Origin of the sequence: Vibrio sp. BS-M-Sm-2, from assembly GCF_041504345.1 — a bacterium.
GTDB classification, from domain to species: domain Bacteria; phylum Pseudomonadota; class Gammaproteobacteria; order Enterobacterales; family Vibrionaceae; genus Vibrio; species Vibrio satsumensis.
Genome location: NZ_CP167894.1, coordinates 2,444,768 through 2,459,433, shown reverse-complemented (window position 1 = coordinate 2,459,433; position 14,666 = coordinate 2,444,768). Strand labels below are relative to the sequence as shown.

At 45.7% G+C, this 14,666-nt stretch carries 12 protein-coding genes; 2 read left to right on the top strand and 10 right to left on the bottom strand.

The genetic code is table 11. The annotated features are described in order from the left end of the window. Positions 1 to 11: 11 nt before the first annotated feature. Together rpsP and ffh are read right to left on the bottom strand one after the other, a co-directional pair. On the bottom strand, positions 12 to 260 hold the full coding sequence (gene rpsP, locus AB8613_RS11410; protein WP_004410028.1) for a 30S ribosomal protein S16: 249 nt from the start codon (positions 258 to 260) through the stop codon (positions 12 to 14). 212 nt (positions 261 to 472) lie between these two features. Continuing rightward, positions 473 to 1,867 carry a signal recognition particle protein gene (gene ffh / locus AB8613_RS11405; RefSeq protein ID WP_146490618.1) on the bottom strand — a complete coding sequence of 465 codons (1,395 nt, stop codon included), beginning with the start codon at positions 1,865 to 1,867 and terminating at the stop codon, positions 473 to 475. A gap of 200 nt (positions 1,868 to 2,067) precedes the next feature. Between ffh and AB8613_RS11400 the strand changes: the two genes are divergently transcribed. Both AB8613_RS11400 and AB8613_RS11395 read left to right on the top strand, forming a co-directional pair. Further along, on the top strand, positions 2,068 to 2,862 hold the full coding sequence (locus AB8613_RS11400; RefSeq protein WP_019825854.1) for an inner membrane protein YpjD: 795 nt from the start codon (positions 2,068 to 2,070) through the stop codon (positions 2,860 to 2,862). A gap of 127 nt (positions 2,863 to 2,989) precedes the next feature. Further along, a complete protein-coding gene (locus AB8613_RS11395) occupies positions 2,990 to 4,261 on the top strand; it encodes an HlyC/CorC family transporter (protein WP_019825852.1) in 1,272 nt (423 codons plus the stop codon). Between the two features lie 132 nt (positions 4,262 to 4,393). Here the strand turns inward: AB8613_RS11395 and luxS are convergent, their stop codons facing one another. From luxS to oadA, 8 genes are all read right to left on the bottom strand, one after another. Then, a complete protein-coding gene (luxS, locus tag AB8613_RS11390; protein ID WP_146490617.1) occupies positions 4,394 to 4,912 on the bottom strand; it encodes an S-ribosylhomocysteine lyase in 519 nt (172 codons plus the stop codon). A gap of 24 nt (positions 4,913 to 4,936) precedes the next feature. Continuing rightward, positions 4,937 to 5,587, bottom strand: a complete 651-nt coding sequence (locus AB8613_RS11385) for a hypothetical protein (RefSeq protein WP_372383835.1) — start codon at positions 5,585 to 5,587, stop codon at positions 4,937 to 4,939. Positions 5,588 to 5,597: 10 nt separating this feature from the next. Continuing rightward, on the bottom strand, positions 5,598 to 7,166 hold the full coding sequence (gene gshA, locus AB8613_RS11380) for a glutamate--cysteine ligase (RefSeq protein ID WP_372383834.1): 1,569 nt from the start codon (positions 7,164 to 7,166) through the stop codon (positions 5,598 to 5,600). 99 nt (positions 7,167 to 7,265) lie between these two features. Beyond that, the gene (locus AB8613_RS11375) at positions 7,266 to 10,124 is read right to left on the bottom strand and encodes a M16 family metallopeptidase (RefSeq protein WP_372383833.1); all 2,859 of its coding nucleotides are present in this window, start codon (positions 10,122 to 10,124) and stop codon (positions 7,266 to 7,268) included. Between the two features lie 9 nt (positions 10,125 to 10,133). Next, positions 10,134 to 10,595 (bottom strand): YqaA family protein, encoded by a 462-nt coding sequence (locus AB8613_RS11370; RefSeq protein WP_146490614.1) that lies wholly within the window; start codon positions 10,593 to 10,595, stop codon positions 10,134 to 10,136. Between the two features lie 6 nt (positions 10,596 to 10,601). Continuing rightward, the gene (locus AB8613_RS11365) at positions 10,602 to 11,555 is read right to left on the bottom strand and encodes an NADP-dependent oxidoreductase (RefSeq protein ID WP_146490613.1); all 954 of its coding nucleotides are present in this window, start codon (positions 11,553 to 11,555) and stop codon (positions 10,602 to 10,604) included. 174 nt (positions 11,556 to 11,729) lie between these two features. After that, positions 11,730 to 12,860 carry a sodium ion-translocating decarboxylase subunit beta gene (locus tag AB8613_RS11360; RefSeq protein ID WP_019825842.1) on the bottom strand — a complete coding sequence of 377 codons (1,131 nt, stop codon included), beginning with the start codon at positions 12,858 to 12,860 and terminating at the stop codon, positions 11,730 to 11,732. A 9-nt stretch (positions 12,861 to 12,869) separates the two neighbouring features. After that, the gene (gene oadA, locus AB8613_RS11355; protein ID WP_372383832.1) at positions 12,870 to 14,645 is read right to left on the bottom strand and encodes a sodium-extruding oxaloacetate decarboxylase subunit alpha; all 1,776 of its coding nucleotides are present in this window, start codon (positions 14,643 to 14,645) and stop codon (positions 12,870 to 12,872) included. Between the last annotated feature and the right edge of the window lie 21 nt (positions 14,646 to 14,666).

Sequence of the window (14,666 nt, the reverse complement as noted above, 5' to 3'; positions counted from 1 at the left end):
TTTAAAAAGAATTAAGCCGCTTTTTGAGCGTCTTTAACTAGCTTAGCTACACGATCAGATAGAGATGCGCCTTGACCAACCCAGTGGTTAACACGATCTAGGTCTAGACGTAGACCTTCTTCTTGACCTTGAGCAGTAGGGTTAAAGAAACCTACTTTCTCGATGAAACGGCCAGTTGCAGCGTTACGGCTATCCGCAACTACGATTTGATAAAATGGGCGCTTCTTTGCACCGTGACGTGCCAAACGAATGGTTACCATGTCGTCCTCTTTGCTTTCTTAATAAAATAATTAACCCCAAGTATAAGTAAATAGCTTGGGGTCTCGTGCCAAATTAAAGCCCCGGAATTTTACTCTTATTCCGGTGCAATGCAAGGGCTTTAGCTATTTTTTCACCAACATAGCTGCCGTACACTTTCTGTGACACGGCTAACACTATGAAAAGTAACGTAGCTAAAGCTTACATTTGTAGATTATCGACCAAACGGGTTAAAGCCACCACCCATTCCGCCCATACCTCCACCGCCGCCCATCATGCCTTGCATGTTGCGCATCATGCCTTTCATGCCACCTTTCTGCATCTTCTTCATCATCTTCTGCATTTGGGTGAACTGCTTAAGCATACGGTTTACATCTTGTACCTGTGTACCAGAACCAGCGGCAATACGCTTTTTGCGTGAACCTTTGATTAGATCAGGGCGTTGACGCTCTTTCATAGTCATCGAGTTGATGATCGCTTCCATCTGCTTGAACATCTTGTCATCAACTTTATCTTTAACGTTATCTGGTAGCTGAGACATGCCTGGAAGCTTATCCATCATGCCCATCATGCCGCCCATGTTTTGCATCTGACCTAGCTGTTCACGGAAATCTTCAAGGTCAAAGCCTTTCTTCTCTTTGAACTTCTTAGCCAGTTTCTCAGCTTTCTCGGTATCAACGTTCTTTTGTAGGTCTTCAATAAGAGACAGTACGTCGCCCATACCTAAGATACGAGAAGCAACACGATCTGGGTGGAACGGTTCTAGTGCGTCAGTCTTTTCACCAACACCTAAGAATTTAATCGGTTTGCCTGTGATATGACGAACAGACAGAGCAGCACCACCACGCGCATCACCATCAACTTTCGTCAAGATAACACCGGTTAGTGGTAGCGCATCACCAAAAGCTTTTGCCGTGTTCGCAGCATCTTGACCTGTCATTGCATCAACAACGAACAGTGTCTCTACTGGATTAATTGCAGTATGAAGCTCTTTGATCTCGCCCATCATCTCTTCATCGATAGCCAAACGACCGGCAGTATCGACAAGTAGCACGTCGTAGAATTTCTTCTTCGCGTGATCGATTGCAGCGTTTGCAATATCAAGAGGCTTTTGATCAGCTGAAGATGGGAAGAAGTCTACGCCAACATCGCTTGCTAACGTTTCAAGCTGTTTGATCGCCGCTGGACGGTAAACGTCGGCAGACACAACCAAGACTTTCTTCTTGTCACGCTCAGTTAGAAGCTTAGATAGCTTACCTACCGATGTAGTTTTACCTGCACCTTGTAGACCCGCCATTAAGATAACTGCTGGCGGCTGCGCTGCTAGGTTAAGAGCCTCGTTAGACTCACCCATCACCGCTTCAAGTTCAGCTTGAACGATCTTAATAAATTCTTGACCAGGCGTTAGAGATTTAGAAACCTCAACACCTACAGCGCCTTCTTTTACGCGCTTAACAAAATCGCGGACAACTGGCAGTGCAACGTCGGCTTCAAGTAGCGCCATACGTACTTCACGCAGCGTCTCTTTAATATTGTCTTCGGTCAGACGACCTTTACCGCTGATGTTCTTCAGCGTTTTGGATAGACGATCCGTTAAATTATCAAACATAGTTTTCTCTTCGCTCAAAACTGCGACTATTACTGTGAGTATACATTAGCGCGGATTAGAGTCATACCCGTTGTAGAGCCTTAATCATCCGTCCTTGTGATGTGAGACATTATTCACTTGGAATTGAATGAGGTTCGCCATAGCCCCAAAGAGCGATGCGAGGTATAATTCACCAATTAGTAATCATTTAAATGGATACCATGGACAGTCTTATTGCGATCGCAGCAGCCTTTCTTTATACAATGGCGATTTCCACGATCATTCCAGGTCTCGTGCACCAAACAGGAATCCGTGTAAAAACGGTGTTTATCAGCGCATTACTTGCTCTAGCTTTCCATGCTTGGTTGCTTGGCGATTTGATTTTTAATGCTAGTGGCCAAAACCTCAGTATCTTGAACGTTGCTTCATTAATCAGCTTAATCATATCTGTGGTTATGAGCGGCGCTATGCTCAAAACTCGTTTGTGGTTTATCTTGCCCGTCGTTTATAGCTTCGCTGCACTAAACTTGATGGCTGCTACTTTTCTTCCAAGCACATTCATCAAGCATCTAGAGAATGACCCTAAACTGCTCGTTCATATCTCTTTGGCTCTATTCTCATACGCGACACTAACTATCGGGGCACTCTACGCTCTGCAGCTCGCGTGGCTAGATCACAAACTTAAAAAGAAAAAAGCGTTGGTGATCAACCCTAACCTACCTCCTTTAATGATGGTAGAAAGACAGCTTTTCAAGATCATTCTGATTGGTAATGGCTTATTAACGGGTACTTTGTTGACAGGTCTCATTTTCGTACAAGATATGTTTGCTCAAGGTAAAGCACACAAGGCTGTGTTGTCTTTTATCGCTTGGGTTATCTACTCCATCCTTCTATGGGGTCATTATCAAAAAGGTTGGCGTGGACAGAAAGTCACTTGGTTCGCCCTAGCCGGCGCCAGCATGCTCACATTAGCCTACTTCGGTAGCCGCTTCGTTCAGGAAATCATCCTGAACTAGTCTGTAAAATAAAGGCAAGGTCTCACATACCTTGCCTTTAAAATATTGAGTGCAATACATTCAATTGACATCTCGACCATGTTCGGTCATAAATTAATCAAGATACACAAATAGGAAAAGAATAGTTTTGGACGACATATCAACGGGTATCTTATTTGCGCTACTCGCGTGTCTCATTGTAATTTCCGGTTATTTCTCTGGTTCCGAAACGGGCATGATGTCCCTGAACCGCTACCGTTTAAAGCACTTGGCCAATACGGGTCATAAAGGTGCCAAACGCGTAGAAAAACTTCTGAACCGCCCAGACAGATTGATTGGCCTCATTCTCATCGGCAACAATCTCGTCAACATTCTTGCATCTGCGATCGCTACTATTCTTGGTATGCGCATCTACGGGGATATCGGTGTAGCTATCGCTACCGGTACCCTGACTCTAGTGATCCTCGTATTCGCCGAGGTAACACCAAAAACCATCGCTTCTCTATTTCCTGAACGTGTCTCTTACGCGAGTAGCATCCTTTTGATGATACTGATGAAGGTGCTGTCACCATTGGTAATCTTGGTCAACTTCATTACCAACGGCTTCATTCGTATCTTAGGTGTTAAAGCCAGTCACGATGCGACCGACCACTTGAGCTCAGAAGAGCTTAGAACCGTGGTAAATGAAGCAGGTAGCTTAATCCCTCAGCGTCACCAAGATATGTTGGTGTCTATTCTGGATTTGGAACATGTCACCGTGAACGACATCATGGTGCCGCGTAATGAGATTACTGGTATCGACATCAATGACGACTGGAAATCTATCGTTCGTCAACTGACTCACTCGCCCCATGGCCGCGTGGTGCTGTATCGTGACCAAATAGATGAAGTAGTTGGTATGCTTAGGCTACGTGAAGCTTACCGATTGATGCTTGAAAAGAACGAATTCAATAAAGAGACCTTGTTGCGTGCAGCGGATGAGATCTACTTCATTCCTGAAGCAACACCACTCAATATTCAACTGCTTAAGTTTCAGCGCAATAAACAGCGTATCGGTTTGATTGTTGATGAGTATGGCGATATCAATGGTTTGGTTACCCTTGAAGATATTCTAGAAGAGATCGTAGGTGAGTTTACCACCTCAATTGCGCCAAGCTTATCTGAAGAAATTACTCCGCAAAGCGATGGCAGCTTCTTGATTGAAGGCAGCGCCAATATCCGAGACATCAACAAAGGCTTACAGTGGGCACTGCCTACCGATGGCCCAAGAACGCTGAATGGTTTGATACTAGAACATCTTGAAGATATTCCAGAGAGTCACCTCAGTGTTCAGGTTGCCAGTCATCCAATGGAAATTGTTGAGCTCGAAGAGAACCGAATCAAACTGGTACGTGTGTTCCCGCAGATCGTAAATGGATAAAATTGGCTTATTAGAATAGCTAAGTAATCACAAGCTCACATGCGACAACAGCCTAGCCCTAAAATACGTTGACAAAAAAGGCCCGGTTCATTGAACCGGGCCTTTTAATATCTAACTCACCGCTAACAATGATTAGTCGATTTTAAGCTCTTGCAGCATAGACTCTGGCAGTGCCAGTTCATCATTCTTGTTTACAGAGATACCAGCAGCGATGATCGCATTAGCGATCTCTTTCGCTTCATCCAAAGAGTGCATTGCTGCGGTACCACATTGGTATTCGTTCAGCTCAGGGATCTTATTCTGGCTCTCAACTTTCAGTACGTCTTTCATCGCGGCCAACCAACCGTCAGCCACTTGTTGCTCTGTCGGTGTACCAATCAGGCTCATATAGAAACCAGTGCGGCAGCCCATAGGTGAAATATCGATGATCTCTACATCTGAACCGTTCAATTGATTACGCATGAAGCCAGCGTATAGGTGCTCTAGAGTATGGATACCTTTCTCAGATAAGATGTCTTTGTTTGGCGCAGTAAAACGCAGGTCAAACACAGTGATGGTATCCCCTTTTGGGGTTTGCATTGTTTTAGCAACACGAACTGCAGGTGCGTTCATGCGTGTGTGATCAACAGTGAAACTATCTAATAAAGGCATTGCTCTTCTCCGTGACGGCTGGCTTTAGAAAAACCAGCTTCGATTGTCTTCTAGTTCTTTGCGGCACTGTTTCAGCTGCCATCCATAATCTTTTGCTTGTTGTTCGACTTTACGCGCTACTTTAATCAACGATGGTTTGCTGTTGTATGACTTGCGCTTATAACCACCACGGCCTTCATGATAAGCCAGGTATTGGTTATATGGGTCCCATAGTGAGATACCCAACTGACGACGCGTTTCGCTGGTGTACCAACCTATAAACATCAGCGCATCATCAAAATTGGTTCTTGAACCGCCATTGTTGGTCGATTTTTGGAAATCTTCCCAAGCTGGGTCCTGAGCTTGAGCATAGCCATAAGCGCTGCTTACACGGCCCCAAGGAATAAACCCAAGAATGTAATCTTTTGGTGGGCGCGCATCATGACGAAAGCTACTCTCTTGTTTTACAAAAGCCATCGCTACGTTGATGGGAGTGCCCCACTCTTCTTGCATATCTAAGGCATCTTCGTACCACGATGGATGCTCTCTGAAGATGCTACATAGGTTGTCTTGCTGTTTCGGCGGTGGTGTTGCACAACCAACCAAAAGGCTAGAGACAACACCGACAGTGACTACAGGTAACCATTTACTACTCACACGAGTAGGCTTACCTAATAAGGCTTGCTTCCTTTCCACCAACGTCTCGCTATGCTTTTAAATACGAAAAATAATCCGCTAAGAAGCTGTCAAAATCTTGAGTGCTCGCTTCTTCACTTTGTTGCTGAGCAATCACAGAGCGTTGAACCTCTGCTTCCATCAGCTCAGCTGAATACACTTTGTATTGGTGTGCCTTGTGCTGTTGAGCGTACGTTTTACCTAGCGCACAGCCAACTTTACCTAAGCCACCTAACTTTTTAGTCTCTTCTAGCAATTGGCCAGAAATGGTTAGCTCTGGGTTATCAATCCAAGCTTCAAGCGTATCGCAGGTTTCTTGGTAAGCTCGACCGCCTTGTTCTGCATCCATCATCTCAGCAATTGAGCGTAGATCTTTGAACACGCGCTTCGCCCAATCTTGCAGAGACAAGCGCTCACCGTAACAACCAATTTGCAGTTCTAGACCGACTTGACGACCTTCTAGGATCACCTTGTTCCAGTTGTCGCGCCAGCACTCAAGCTCACAGTTATCCATCTCAGCAGAGTCAGTTAGCACACTCCACGTTAGGAATAGATCTAAGAAGCGAACTTGTTGCTCCGTGATACCAATTGAGCTGAATGGGTTTACGTCTAGAGAGCGAACCTCGATGTACTCAACACCAGCACGTGCTAGTGCTTCAGATGGTTTCTCACCATTTTTCGCTACACGCTTAGGACGAATTGGAGCATAAAGCTCATTCTCAATTTGCAGTACGTTGCTATTCAATTGACGGTATTCACCATCAACCTTAGTGCCAATCTCTGCGAATTCTTCTGATGGTGTACGAATCGCTTGATTCAAACCTTCAAGGTATTGGTCTAGGCTGTTGAAGCCAATTTTCAATACGCTTTGCGCACTGTTGGTGTAACCAAGATCGCTTAGGCGCAGTGCCGTTGCTTTTGGTAAGTACAGTGTCTCGCCAATCTTTTCAAAAGGCAGGTTAGTTTCTCTTCCTTTGATGAAAGAAGAACATAACGCAGGTGAAGCACCGAAGAAGTATGGGATTAACCAACCAAAGCGATAGTAGTTACGAATCAAACCAAAGTAAGCATCTGACTTCGCTTCACAACGCGCTTCTCCTGTTTGTTCTCCAAATAGGCTATCCCAAAAGCTTTCTGGGAAAGAGAAGTTGAAGTGAACACCAGAAATAATCTGCATCAGACTACCGTAACGACGCTTTAGGCCTTCACGATATAGCGTCTTCATCTTACCGTTATTAGATGTGCCGTATTGCGCTAGCTGAATATAATCTTCACTACCAACGTAACAAGGCATAGAAAGCGGCCATAGTTTTTCGCCATCTAACTTGGTTTGCGTGAAATGATGTATATCAGACAACTGATTCAAAAGCGTCGGAACGTCGTTAGAAACAGGCGTGATAAATTCCAGTAGCGACTCAGAGAAATCGGTCGTTACCCATTCGTTCATCAACGCAGATCCTAAAGCCTTAGGGTGCGGCCCAGTAGCAAGGTGCCCATCTTCCGTGTAGCGTAATGTTTCCCTTTCAACACCACGACCAAATTGAGAGAAGGTCTTAGGGTTGGTTGCAACTTGCTTTAGTCGCGCAGCAAAATCAGTCAAAATTCAGTTCACTTATCTTATATCGTTCTGATTAGAACTATCATAAATTAGGTTGGAGGAGAAAAGTAGAGTCTCTTCCCTCCCCCTTTAATGTGTACTCTAACGAATGATTTCAAGCTCTTCTATTGGAATATCTAACTTTTCTAATTGCGGGCGAAGCGAAGCCGCATCGCCAACCACAATTATTTGATAATCATTCGGGTCGAACCATTTCTTCGATAGTTCATTCAATGTCTCTTTTGAGACCGTCTCAACTATCTGATTACGCTGTTGTAGGTAATCTTCATCAAGGCTCAATGCAACAATATTACTCAACAACCCAGCTTTCTGACTTGGTGTTTCGTATTTGAGTGCATCTTGTTGACCGACGGCAAGGCGCATAAATTTCACCTCTTCATCAGTTAATCCACTTTGGCTAAACTCATTCAGTTCATTAATAAACTCTTGAATCGATGGCACTGTCGCGTTAGCTCTTACTTGCGCGCTAAATACCACCGCGCCTGTTTCTCGAGTACTTGCGAAGTAACCGCTTGCACCGTAAGTGTAGGCTTTGTCTTCACGCAAGTTCTGGTTAATACGGCTATTAAAGTTACCCGCTAAGTTAAAGTTAGCTAACTGGCTCAAGTACAACTCACCAGTAGCGTCAAACGGCAGGCCTTTACGAACCAGGCGAACAATGCTTTGCGGCGCACCCGGTTTGTCGACCAAGTACAGGTGCTGACCAGAAAGCTCTTTGACGATCTGCGGACGCGTTAGTGGTGCCGCATCGCCTTGCCATTGCTCAAAGAATTGTAGCTGCTTCTCTATCTCTTTCTTCGAGATGTCCCCTACGATAACAATATTAGCTCCTTCAGGAGTATAGTGCTGACTGTAAAACAGTTTTACATCGTCCAGAGTTAACGATTCTAGAGAGTCCTTAGTACCATCACTTGCACGAGCAAAAATACTATCACCAAACAGCACTTCACGGGTTGCTTGAGACGCCATCCAGCTTGGCTGCTGATGCTGATACACGACGCCTTCTAACATCTGTTTCTTAACACGCTCGAAATCTTGCTCATCAAACTTAGGCTCGAATAGAACCTCTTGTACAATAGCTAAGGTTTGAGGAAGGTTTTTCTCTAGCGTAGAGACTGAAATGTCAGTGGTGTAACTGCCCGCACTAATGCTGACGCTACTGCCAAGCTTATCCAAAGTCGCCTGTAACTCTTCAACAGTTCGTTTAGTCGACCCCTCTTCCATCATAGAAGCAGTTATGTTCGCCAGGCCCTCTTGCCCTTTGCGAACGTAACGCTCACCGGCTGGAAGTTGAATCTGTAGCTGTACTGTCGGCGTTTCACTGGTCACAGTACCAATTAAATCCGTACCGTTTGCAAAGTGCATGCGGTACAAATCAGGCATGGTCGCCTCAACACCAAAGTTCACTTCTGGCATCACGCTGCGATCAAAGGTATTCGGTGCCTTTCTAAAATCCAGCTGGTCTTCCGTCACCTTGCTGTATTCAGGCAGAGTACGTGCAGGTGTGGTAAATGTCGCTTCTCGAACGGCTAAATCAAGCTGCTTTTTCGGAACCACACTCAAAGTCACCTTGTGCTTACCTTCGATGAAATCTTGGTAGGCCTTGCTCACGCTTTCAGGAGTGACAGCTCGGATTTGATCAAGTTGCGATTCAATTCGATCTGGCTGACCATAGAAGGTTTGGTTAGATGCCAGTTGTGAAACCTTGCCTTTAACACTTTGCAGAGCGAAAACCGCGTCCGCTTCTGCCATACCGGTGATCTGGTCTAAACGTTCTTGTTCAACACCCTCTTTCGAGAATTGCTCTAGAGTATCCATCAGCTCTTTATTAAGAACCGTCAGATCGCCTTTTTCACCGGAGTTACCCATCGCATACACATACATGGTACAAGCAAGTTCAGCACAATCATGGAAAGATCCTGCACTTACTGCTTTTTGTGTTTTTACGAGGTTTTGGTATAGGTAGCTGTTGGTACCTGAACCTAACACGTTAGACAATGCATTCAGTGACGCTTGCGTCTCTTCACCGCGATACGTTGTAGGCCAACCAACAAGCACCATCGGCTGACGGATATTATCTTCTAGGGTGATGTACTTATCTTCAGTTAGCACAGCTGGTTGTTTCTCTGCCGCCTTAACTTCTGGGCCTTGAGGAATAGGGCCAAAGTACTTGTTCACCCACTCTAGCGTGTCATCAACGTCGATATCACCACCAATCGTTAGCACGGCATTATTTGGGCCATACCAACGTAGGAAGAAGGCCTTGAGGTCATTCACATTAACTCGGTCGAGATCTTCCACATAACCGATTGGTTGCCATGAATAAGGGTGACCTTCAGGGTAAAGCGCTTCCCCCATGCGTTCCCACATCAAACCATAAGGACGGTTTTCATAACTTTGAGCACGTTCGTTTTTGACCGTGCCTCTTTGTACTTCGAATTTCTTCTGAGAAACCGCATCCAATAAGAAACCCATTCGGTCTGATTCTAACCACAACATTTTCTCTAGTTGGTTAGATGGAACGGTTTCAAAGTAGTTGGTACGGTCACGGTTAGTGGTGCCATTTAACGAACCACCCGCTTCAGTGATGATCTTAAAGTGCTGCTGGTCACCAACGTTCTCAGATCCCTGGAACATCATATGCTCGAAGAAGTGAGCAAAACCCGACTTACCAATCTCTTCACGTGCTGAACCTACGTGATAGGTCACATCAACATGCACCAATGGATCGGAATCATCAGGGGAAAGAATAACTGTCAGGCCGTTTTCAAGCTGATATTTGGTGTAAGGAATCACCACTTTATCTTTAGAGAGCTTTACCTCTTCTAAAAGAGTGACACCTTCTGGTAATGAGGAAAAGAAGGATGTTGAGCTAGGTACATTGTAAGAACAGCCGGCAATGGCGATAAGAGAAAATGTACCAAGTAAAACCTTTTTCATAGGTTCTCCTTAGAAAAAACCGAAGTAGATAGCAGCAAGTAAGCTGTAGCGAGCGGCTTTGCCAATCGCTATCAAAATAACGCTAGGGATAAATTTCATTCTCAACCAACCCGCCGCCAGACACAAAGGGTCACCAATAACGGGTAACCAACTGAATAACAGTGCCCAGTAACCATAACGGCTCAGCCAAGCCATAGCCTTATGACCATGCTTTTCAGATTGAGTTCGATTGGGCAACCACAAACCAATCCAATAATTGGTCAGGCCGCCTAAGGTGTTACCGAGTGTCGCTATGAGAATAATCGACGATGTAGAGAATTGATCTAAGCTCAATGCTGCAACAAGGCTGGCTTCTGAGCCACCGGGCAATAATGTGGCACTCAAGAAGCCACTGATGAAGAGTACCCAAAGCGCCGAGTCAGAGAACCACAGCGCTATGTTTTCAAAAAGGGAATTAAAGAATTCTAACACTGCATATCAACCTTCTTGCATCTTAAGCAGTACCTTGCCTCTAGTGTGTCCGCTTTCAACCTGCAGATGCGCCGACTGTGCTTCGTCTAGTTGGTAGATACCTTGAATTTCTGTTTTAAGCAATCCAACACTCACCATATAAAGCATGGTGTCCATTTGCTCAGTGTTTGGTTCAACCAACATGCCTGATGCAGTAAAACCTAGGAGCGTGGCTTTCTCACAAATCAACTCAGCAGACAAAGTTGGTACTGTCACGACTCTCGCACCGTCTTTCAGGCACTTCAACGCATCAAGCGCGGTATCGCCACCGACCAAATCAATCAACACATCAACATCAGAAACTCGTTCTGAAGCTGGGGCAAACTTATAGTTGATAGCATGAGCGCCTAGCGTTGCAAGATAGTCGAGATTGGCTTCGCTGCAGGTCGTGTAAACCTCTGCTTTTGCTGCCACTGCGATTTGAACCGCAAGGTGACCAACCCCGCCTGCGCCCGCTAAGATAAGCACGCGATCGCCTTCTTTTACTTCGGCTTTATTGAGTGCTTGGGCTGCTGTTTGACTAGCAAGTGGTAATGCCGCTGCCGCTTCTAGGGTGACAGAATCAGGAACCATGCTGAGTGCCGCTTCTGGAACACATACGAATTGGCTATAACCGCCACCTTGCAGTGGAAAACCAATAAACCCTGCCACGTTATCACCAACAGTAAAACGTTCAGCCTGATCGCCTAGCGTTACAATTTGCCCCGAAATATCATATCCCGGCACCCAAGGTAGATTGTCTTTGTTTTGTGCTGCTGCCCAACCAAGGCCAGCACGGGTTTTCACATCAATCGGATTAATGCCCGAAAAGGAAACTTTAACCACCACTTCTCCAGCCTTAGGCTCTGGAATCGCACTAGTTTGAATACTAAGGTTTTCGACACCGCCGAATTGAGTAATCGCAATCTGTTTATTTTCCATTTCCACATTTCCTTGATTGATAAAAGCTCTAATGAGCAAGCACCCTAATTAATAAAAAAAGAAAGGGATGCGAAAGCATCCCTTTGACTATAAACCATTTAATAAGGCTAAGTTAACCGCTCATTCGTAAATTAACGACCAATTAACGTAACGATACATGACCTAAGTAATCCATTAACCGACTAGCGCTAATAGAATACCCGCCGCAACCGCACTACCAAGTACACCTGCTACGTTCGGGCCCATCGCATGCATCAACAAGAAGTTCTGAGGGTTTGCCTCAAGGCCTACCTTGTTCACAACACGTGCCGCCATTGGAACCGCTGATACACCAGCTGCACCAATCAATGGGTTGATGTCCTCTTTCGAGAAGCGGTTTAGAACCTTCGCCATCAATACACCACCCGCAGTACCAATACTGAACGCGACCGCACCTAAGCCAAGAATACCCAGTGTCTCTAAGTTCAAGAAAGTATCCGCTTGAAGCTTAGAACCAACACCGAGGCCAAGGAAAATAGTCACAACGTTAATCAGTTCGTTTTGCGCTGTTTTCGATAGGCGATCAACCACACCCGCTTCACGCATCAAGTTACCCAGACAGAACATACCCACTAGAGGTGTCGCTGAAGGTAGGAACAAAATCGTCATCAGTAGTACAGCAAGCGGGAAGAGAATCTTCTCTGCTTTGCTAACGTGACGAAGTTGAGCCATCTTGATCTTACGTTCTTCAGGAGACGTTAACGCCTTCATGATTGGCGGCTGAATAATAGGAACCAATGCCATATAGCTATACGCCGCTACTGCAATCGCACCTAAAAGATCAGGAGAGAGCTTACTCGCCAAGAAAATCGCGGTTGGGCCATCGGCACCACCAATGATCGCAATGGAAGAAGCGTCGGCCATCGAGAATTCCATTCCTGGAACATAGTTCAGCAAGATCGCACCAAATAGCGTCGCGAAGATACCAAACTGAGCCGCAGCCCCTAACCACAATGTTTTAGGGTTCGCAATCAACGCACCGAAGTCCGTCATCGCACCAACACCCATAAAGATCAGCAGTGGGAAAATACCCGTTTCAATACCAATGTAGTAAACGTAGTAAAGCAAACCACCTGGATCAGTAAACCCAGCATTTGGAATGTTCGCTAATACAGCACCAAAACCAATCGGTAGTAGAAGTAACGGTTCAAATCCTTTGCGAATTGCCAAAAACAACAATAAGCAACCAACCAACATCATACAGATCTGGCCGAACTCAAAGTTCGCAATCCCTGTTTCAGACCATAAGGTCATCAATCCTTCCATGGTGCTCCCTTACGCTAAGCTTAGTAGTGGAGCGCCTACAGTAACTGCATCGCCTTCTTTAACATTCAGTTCTTGAACGATACCACCACGAGCAGCACGAACTTCCGTTTCCATCTTCATCGCTTCTAGGATAAGTAGAACATCGCCTTCAGCAACCTCAGCACCCGCCTGAACGTTAACTTTAAAGATGTTACCCGCCAATGGAGCAGGAACCGCTTCAGCGTCAGAAGCTGCTACAGGTGCAGCCTGAGCAGGTTTTGCAGATGGCGCAACAGATGTTAGTTCACCTTGTGGGCCAACCTCGACATCGTAAACTTGACCATCAACCTTCACGCTGTAGCTTTCGATACCACCAGAAGCAGGCGCTGGAGCTGCAGCTACTGGAGTCGCAACTTCTGCCGTTGGTGCTGGTTCAAATGCTTCTGGGTTACGACGGTTCTTAAGGAACTTAAGACCTACTTGTGGGAAAAGTGCGTAAGTCAGTACATCATCAACGGTATCTTTAGCTAGAGAAATGCCTTCTGATTTCGCTTTCTCTAAAAGATCCGTAGTCAGCGTATCCATTTCTGACTTAAGCAAATCAGCAGGGCGACAAGTAATTGGCTCTGCACCATCCAGAACTTTTGCTTGCAGTTCAGCATCTACTTCCGCAGGTGCTTGGCCGTATTCGCCTTTCAGCAGACCTGCAGTCTCTTTCGTGATGCTCTTATAGCGCTCACCCGTTAGTACGTTAATAACCGCTTGAGTACCGACAATTTGAGAAGTTGGTGTTACCAAAGGAATGTAACCAAGCTCTTTACGTACGCGTGGGATCTCTTCAAGAACCTCGTCCATACGATCGGCTGCGCCTTGTTCTTTCAGCTGACCTTCCATGTTAGTCAACATGCCGCCAGGAACCTGAGCAATCAAGATACGAGAATCGACGCCTTTTAGCTGGCCTTCCCATTTTGCGTACTTTTTACGTACATCGCGGAAGTAAGACGCGATAGGTTCAATTTGGTCAAGCTTAAGATTCGTGTCACGCTCTGTACCTTCTAACATAGCCACAACCGTTTCAGTTGGCGTGTGACCGTAAGTACAGCTCATTGAAGAGATCGCCGTGTCTAGAATATCGATACCCGCCTCAACCGCTTTAACCGCTGTTGCTGTCGATAGACCGGTTGTCGCGTGGCTATGTAGCGCTAGAGGAACATCACACGATGCTTTGATGCGTGTAATTAACTCTTCCGCTTCATAAGGCTTTAATAAACCTGACATATCTTTGATACATAGTGAATGACAACCTAGGTCTTCTAGACGCTTAGCCAGATCAACCCAAGTATCAGAGTTGTGAACCGGACTGGTTGTGTAAGACAAGGTACCTTGAGCGTGGCCGCCAACATCAATCGTTGCTTTCACCGCTTTTTCAAAGTTACGTACGTCATTCATCGCATCGAAAATACGGAATACGTCCATGCCATTCTTATGGGCACGTTCAACAAATTTTTCTACTACATCATCCGCGTAGTGACGGTAGCCCAATAGGTTTTGACCACGCAGTAGCATCTGCATTGGTGTGTTTGGCATCGCTTTTTTCAGCTCACGCAAACGCTCCCATGGATCCTCGCCAAGAAAACGGATACACGAATCAAACGTCGCGCCGCCCCAAGTCTCAAGTGACCAGTAACCGACTTTATCCAGTTCTGCCGCAATTGGCAGCATATCTTCGATACGCATACGAGTAGCAAATAGTGACTGGTGCGCGTCACGAAGTACCACATCTGTGATAGCTAGTGGTTTAGACATGCTCATAAACTCCTTTTTAAT

Excerpts from the sequence above, each read along its gene's own strand:
- AB8613_RS11400 (WP_019825854.1), top strand. The coding sequence starts at position 2,068 with ATGGACAGTCTTATTGCGATCGCAGCAGCCTTTCTTTATACAATGGCG.
- AB8613_RS11375 (WP_372383833.1), bottom strand. The coding sequence starts at position 10,124 with ATGAAAAAGGTTTTACTTGGTACATTTTCTCTTATCGCCATTGCCGGC.
- oadA (WP_372383832.1), bottom strand. The coding sequence starts at position 14,645 with ATGTCTAAACCACTAGCTATCACAGATGTGGTACTTCGTGACGCGCAC.
- AB8613_RS11365 (WP_146490613.1), bottom strand. The coding sequence starts at position 11,555 with ATGGAAAATAAACAGATTGCGATTACTCAATTCGGCGGTGTCGAAAAC.
- ffh (WP_146490618.1), bottom strand. The coding sequence starts at position 1,867 with ATGTTTGATAATTTAACGGATCGTCTATCCAAAACGCTGAAGAACATC.
- luxS (WP_146490617.1), bottom strand. The coding sequence starts at position 4,912 with ATGCCTTTATTAGATAGTTTCACTGTTGATCACACACGCATGAACGCA.
- rpsP (WP_004410028.1), bottom strand. The coding sequence starts at position 260 with ATGGTAACCATTCGTTTGGCACGTCACGGTGCAAAGAAGCGCCCATTT.
- AB8613_RS11360 (WP_019825842.1), bottom strand. The coding sequence starts at position 12,860 with ATGGAAGGATTGATGACCTTATGGTCTGAAACAGGGATTGCGAACTTT.